General features: G+C 54.7%; 3 protein-coding genes. All 3 read left to right on the top strand.

Going from position 1 to position 6,644, the window contains the following annotated elements; all coding sequences use genetic code 11:
* Window positions 1-82 precede the first annotated feature (82 nt).
* The 3 genes from KJ653_05250 (at window position 83) to KJ653_05240 (ending at window position 6,567) form a co-directional block, all read left to right on the top strand.
* Complete coding sequence (locus tag KJ653_05250; protein MBU0685238.1) at window positions 83-1,501, top strand: ABC transporter permease subunit; 1,419 nt, start codon at window positions 83-85, stop codon at window positions 1,499-1,501.
* A 639-nt stretch (window positions 1,502-2,140) separates the two neighbouring features.
* A complete protein-coding gene (locus tag KJ653_05245) occupies window positions 2,141-5,695 on the top strand; it encodes a PKD domain-containing protein (protein ID MBU0685237.1) in 3,555 nt (1,184 codons plus the stop codon).
* A 194-nt stretch (window positions 5,696-5,889) separates the two neighbouring features.
* The gene (locus tag KJ653_05240) at window positions 5,890-6,567 is read left to right on the top strand and encodes a hypothetical protein (protein ID MBU0685236.1); all 678 of its coding nucleotides are present in this window, start codon (window positions 5,890-5,892) and stop codon (window positions 6,565-6,567) included.
* Window positions 6,568-6,644: the final 77 nt, after the last annotated feature.

The raw sequence follows: 6,644 nt of genomic DNA, 5'->3' as shown, positions 1-6,644 counted from the left end.
GGTGCTGGCCAACTTCGTCGCGGACATTCTCCTATACTACATAGACCCACGTATCAGAATCAGCTAGTGCAGGGAAGACAAGATGTTCATTGGATCTAGTGCTCGCAGGAAGGCTTTCAGGTTCTTCGCAGCTGGATTGCCGTTGCTGGTCATCGCCACTGCTTTTCTTGCATTGGCATCTCCTCATCCAGACGCTGTCTCCTCCGTTTCTAGAACGGCGATGTTTCAGGACGAGCCTGTGGCCGACGCGGGACCAAATCAGAACGTTACCAAGGGCAGTGAAGTGACCTTGAACGGGTCTCAATCATTCGGTTTCGAGGGTATTGACAACCTCAACTACACTTGGAGCCTCAAGATCGTCACCGAGAGGACTGTGCTCTATGGCATGAAGGTGGAGTTCGCTGCGATTAGCGTTGGAGTCTACACTGTCAATCTTACCGTCAGGGACAGCCTGAATCGAACCGACTGGGACGTGTCCTACGTTTACGTGAAGGAGAAGCCTCAGGGCTATCTCGCGAAGTATGGGCCGAGAGTAATCGGAGTAGCAATCCTTGGAGCTGTCGTGGGCTATCCGGCATATGTATTCGGATCGAGGTTGATCAGGAGAACGCCACTCGTCACTCCAGTGGAACGCGAGAAGACCAGGCTTGTCGTCGACAGGTGGAAAGACATCAGCAAGAAGGTCATGAGAACTCGTGTGGGCTTCATAGGAGTGATCATACTACTGTTCTTTGGTATCATGGCCATCATCGGTCCGATGGTGGCTGGGGACGTCAAGACTACCGGTCAGTATGATGACTACCTGAAGGCATCAAGTAGCCATCTGCTCGGTACGGACAACTTTGGTATCGATATCTTTCGCGAGCTGCTATATGGTGCAAGAACGTCTATGATCGTCGGCGTGTTCTCTGCATTGATCGCATCGTTTCTCGGTGCCCTCGTTGGTCTCTATTCCGGATATGTAGGCGGATGGAAGGACGAGGTCGTCATGCGTATTAACGACGTTGTGCTTTCGATTCCATGGCTTGTTCTCATGATCATTGTCGCCGCCCTCCTCGGCTCAATTGACCTGACTGGAATCATATTGATCATCGGACTGACTGGTTGGTCCTTCACGGCTCGTATGGTCAGGGCGCAGGTGCTGAGCGTGAAGGAGCGTCAGTTCGTCGAGAGGGCAAGGGCGATCGGTTCCTCGGACATGGATATCATAAGGAAGCATATATTCCCCAACACCTTCCCGCTGATATTCGCAAACACCATCCTTACTGTTGCGGTGTCGATATTGTCCGAAGCGACTCTGAGCTTCCTTCACATGCGGCCAGTGGGGGAAGTCACATGGGGCACCATGCTCTCCTACGCTGCTGACTCGAGCGCTTTCCAAGTCGGTCTGCATTGGTGGATACTCGCCCCTGGTCTCTGCATCGTGGTGGTTGTCCTGGGGTTCACGCTTCTTGGCTATGCTCTGGACGAGATCCTGAATCCGAAGCTGAGGCGCCGCTGAAGATTGTCTCGGTTTGCGAATTCCTGTCCTTTCGATTCCCGTCCGCAATCTCGTCCTGAGCATGCCCCGCATCAGTGTGCTATGTCAACATACGGAACACCGGTATCCTGGAAAGGTGGAAAAGTCGGCAACATGGGCCCTCGCACATGAGACCCCGGGGCGCGAAGATCGTGATACCTTTCCGCTCCTCCTCCTGTATCAATGCCAAGGCAAGGAGAAAGCGCCTCGCGGAACAGTCTAGGGATTCGACAAAAAGGGGTACGGTAGCTATGGGTGAGAGATGGAGGCGTTCCTCTCGGCGGAGGATCGGAGCGTGGGGTCACCCGTGCTAGCCGAAGGTGCAAGCCGGCGGCACTATGAGGTCCTGTTCCGGGCCTTGTCATACGACTCTATGAAGTAGGAGCCCTTTTTTTGTTCATCATAGAGGTTCTACATTAGGCTGACATTGCGAAAGTCTCTTATAGCGTTTCGACCTTCCTGTTCTTCCACAGAAGGTCCGCCAGTATGAGGCACTTGCAGGCGGCAGTAGGGGGAGGGGCATCTTGCGGAGCATTCGTTTCTGCGGCGCCTTTTCCATACCCGCTCTGAAGAAGGTCTTCTATGGCGTCCGAGAGAGGGAAAAAGGGAGGAATGAATCCAATGGAGAAGCATCATAGTATTGCGACTGGGATAGCTGTGGCTACGGTATTGATACTCGTTACCATGACATTCGCGCCCACGATAAAGATGAGCGGGAACGATGTGTCTTTGGGTGCGGTAGGTTCAGCAGAAGCAGCTGCTGGCAACAGAGTCATTAGGATTGGTGTGCCCCAACTGGCAGAAGCCATACAGACGCTCAACCCGCTTGTCTACACAATGGGCGTCGAGTACATGCTGATATGGCCATGCTACAGCACATTGCAGACCTTCGACATCGACCAGAAGGTTATACCTGATTTGGCGACGAAGATAGTCCTGCGACCCGACGGAGTCACTTATGATATCGAGATAGTGAGCACGGCGAAGTTCTACGACAAGAGGAACCCGACTCTTCTGAATCCCGTGACCGTCGATGATGTCATTTTCACCTACAATCTCTTGATGAACACCGCGGGCAACAACATGCAGTACTACTTCCCGATCCTGCCAGGGCAGACTCAAGGGCTAATTGAGAGCATGACCAAGATCTCGAATACGCAGATGACGCTCAAGGTCAGGGAGCCATTCGGGCCGATGAGTACTGCATTCACGGCTATCCCGATTCTGCCCAAGTACATCTGGCAGACCCAGCTTCCAACGTGGGCCAACTTCAAGGCGAGCGGACCAGTAGCAAATTGGATCGCCCCCTGTATTGGATCTGGCATGTTCTATTACAACCAGGATGACATAACGACTGTAAGGTCCATCGGAGTTGCTGAGCTGGTTGAGAGCCCCACCTGGTTTGCGAAAGACCTAAGGGGTTACGACAGTCACGCGAACAAGATCATATTCAGGTCGGAAACAGAGGACAGCAACCTAGCGAACTACATCGCAGGAACAAACGATGTGATGACGGCTATGACCCCGGAGCAGTATCTCAGCGGTGTTGCTGGCCAAAGCTGGACATCCAGCCAGGGATACGTGTGGGAGTTCAACATGAACCAGCTCAGTGATGCAAACCGCCTCCTATACGGCACCGGAGGACCTCAGGACTACAACAACCAGGTCCTGCTGGATCCCGTCGTAAAGCTGGCGTTGCAGATGTGCATTGACAAGGATTATATCGCTACCACAATCCTTAGAGGCCTAGGCTCCCCGGCGGATTCTCTTATTCCTGCAGTCCAGCCGATGTACTACCATTACGGAAGCGTGCCAGGGGAGATACCCATAGGTTTCAATCCAGGCCAAGCCAGATTGGATCTGTACGCTGCCGGATGGGAGTATAGACTCGACAACTCAAAGATCGTCTTAGGCAATCCTGACTTCCTGACATACGCCCCGCTGTCGAAGCAGCTTGGAGGAGTAGTTGCAGAGACCTTGGCGTTCAGGTACGCTACTCCCGACACCGATCCGCTCTACCATACGGCCAGTCAGAAGATAGTACAATGGGCTGCTGTGGCAGGGATCGTACTGAACTATCCGGGAGCGAGCAACCTGAACAACATGAACGTGATGTGGTACAACGCCGACTACGACACCTGGTTGTGGAACTGGTGGTTCGTACCGACCTCCGAGCCTTCGCTCGACGTGATGCAGGTGCTTGCTACTGAGGCGATAGGCAGCTGGAGCGATGTCTACTGGAGCGATCCCGAATATGACGCTCTCTATTACGCGTCATTGCAGGAAACCGACTTTGCCGCTCGAAAGGAGATTCTCGCGGATATGCAGAGAAAGGCCTATCTGGACAGCGGCTGCTGGCCTGTGGTTTGGGCCGACCTGATGTACGCTGCACAGGGCACCAGCTTGAGTGGAGGGGAGAACTGGCAGAACTATGGCAACTGGACCCAGAAATACGCGCTAACGGCGGACAGTGCCTATCCGTGGTTGTGGATGCAGATATATCCGCAGGACAACCCTTCGCCACAGGTCACTTCCTTCACCACGACCTACGATGGCGATACGACCCACTCGATCACGATGACTGCGACGGTGACTGACAACAATCAGGCGGATCTGCTGTATCGCTGGAACTTCGGTGACGGCAACTTCAGTGCCTGGTCGACATCTCCGACTGTGACTAAGACGTACCCAAGGGATGGGATCTATACGGCTTACTTCATGGTCAAGGAGGGCACCTCCCCGGACGGTTTCATGGCCTCGCGGACGGCCAAGGTGAGGGTCATCGATACATCGAACACGGCGCCAAGCTCGCTGAGCTTCACGTACTTGCCTTTGGATCCGGACTCAGGTACACAAGTCCTGTTCAGTGGATCTGCCACTGACGCTCAGGGCGACCCATTGACCTTCACCTGGAACTTCGGTGACGGTGAAACTGGCTATGGTCAGACCATAACGCACCAGTTCTCTGCTGGCGCGGGCGGATACACGGTTGTGATGTACGTTGACGACGGTCACCTTGGCACAGTTCCAAGGCCAGTGGCCTCCAACCCAGAGTTGGTACCCGTCACTGCAAACCGGGCTCCGACCATATCTGTTCCAGACTATCCTAGTGTGTCCAAAGGTCTTTTGACGACTTTCGTCATCACTGCCGCTGACCTTGACACAAGGGATACGCTCAGATACACATGGGTGTGGGGCGACGGCAAGACCAGCAGCGTGACGACCACCAAGACCATGACACACATATATACTCGCAACGGCGACTACACGCTTCGTGTGTGGGCGGATGACCTGACTGGCCTCGCGGGACACAATGTCTCGGACACCGGGCTCATCCATGTCGCGACCGCGGGCAACAACCCACCCGTGATAACTGCCTTCACTGTGTCCGACTCGACTCCGTACACCCTGCAGGTGCTCACGTTCTCGGGAACGGCCACGGACCCGAACCTCGACCTCTTGGACCTCACCTTCGACTTCGGTGATGGAAACACGACGACGTTGACGCAGGTCACAGTTGGCCAGACCCTGACGACGACCCACGCCTACGAGTCCCCGGGATTCTACACGGCATACGTCACGGCGTCGGATCTTCAGGCTACACCGGTGACCTCGTCTCCGATGTTCTTGAATGTGGAGCAAGCGGCATACTTCACCCTCGACCTCGTGCAAGGCTGGAACTTCGTATGTGTACCTCTACTGGGTGCCGGCTACAAGGCGAGCACGCTCGGGCTGAACCCAGGTGATACGGTGTCCGAATGGAACCCAGCGACAAAGACCTACAAGAGCCACATAGTCGGCGTTCCGGTGAACGACTTCACCATCGCTCCGAGCACTGGCTACTGGATCAACGTGCCAAGTGGGACGAGGACGCTCGATCTCTACGGAAGCATCCCGGGCACTACCCCGTTGTCCAGGTCGATTACCGTCCCATCGGGCGGTGGCTGGGCGATCATAGGCTTCGAGTCGCTCAACACGACCAGGCACGCGAAGGACGTCCCCTCGATGTACAGCGTCCCAGGGAGCATCACGACGGTGGCATCCTACAACCCGGTCACAAAGGTCTACACGAGCTGGCTCAGCATCATACCGAATGTGAACAACTTCTTGCTGGTCCCGGGACAGGCATACTGGATCTTGGTCGGTGCGAGCGGAACGTTGACCTACAACCCATGAGGAGATGAGGCGCAACCCAAACCCCTTTCAAACTTCTCTTTTTCCGTTTTCATGTCCTAGCGAAGCGGATGTCTCAGGAAACCGTAACCCTGCGCGGATATTGCTCTTTGTTGACCTATAACCCATGAGGAGACGCCTGGATAGTAGCGACAAGATTGAATATACCAATGCCTATGCCGTATGGGGAGTCGAATATGGCTTTCAGCGGCAAGTTTGAATATGGCATGGATACGAGTGGCGCGCCTAGCTCGAGGAAGATGAAAACGCCTCGATTGGTCGGATCCATCGAGAGCGGCATGGACGTCATCTCGCAATCGAAGAGATGCGGGTTGGCACGTGCGAGAAGGAGATATGTGAAGACAGTCTCGGTGCTCCTCGTCGTATGTGCGGTGGCGATTGTCATCGTCTCTGCGATCGCACTGGTACCATTAGGCAAGACAACGGCATCGCAGATAATCTCGGCAAAGGATCGAGCTCCCGGACCGCCCCATACCATCTTCGGGTACACGTACGACATTGACGGTACCACCCCATTGCTCGGCTGCGATGTGCTCATTACGGTACTGGCAACGGGGGAACAGTATCTTACCACTTCGTCCTCCGACGAAGGAATATATAGCATTGACATGACCGTGTTCATACTCGGCTATGCTTGGGATGACATGCTCAATGTCACGGCGCAGAAGGGCGCATTTGCCGGATGGAACGAGTCGGCCGTCACGGACAACGTGAACGGGTACAACCAGATAGACGTGACGCTTGACACACTCATCATTCTGATACCGGAGTTCCCGATGGTGATCGTGCCGGTCGCGGGCATGATTGCGCTGGTCGCTGTGGTGGGTCTCAGGCGCAGAGGCGAAGAGCAGTAGATGCAGAGTAAGAGCAATCCAAACCCTTTTCAAACTCCTCTTTTCCGTTTTGACTTCCGAGCGGAGCAGCTGTCTGG

Source organism: Candidatus Thermoplasmatota archaeon (genome assembly GCA_018814355.1).
Taxonomy (GTDB): domain Archaea; phylum Thermoplasmatota; class Thermoplasmata; order UBA10834; family UBA10834; genus COMBO-56-21.
Note: the sequence above shows the minus strand (reverse complement) of the source record. Positions and strands in the feature narration are given on the sequence as shown.

What these genes read in the sequence shown, in the direction of transcription:
- KJ653_05250 (MBU0685238.1), top strand. Translation starts at nt 83, where the DNA reads ATGTTCATTGGATCTAGTGCTCGCAGGAAGGCTTTCAGGTTCTTCGCA.
- KJ653_05245 (MBU0685237.1), top strand. Translation starts at nt 2,141, where the DNA reads ATGGAGAAGCATCATAGTATTGCGACTGGGATAGCTGTGGCTACGGTA.
- KJ653_05240 (MBU0685236.1), top strand. Translation starts at nt 5,890, where the DNA reads ATGGCTTTCAGCGGCAAGTTTGAATATGGCATGGATACGAGTGGCGCG.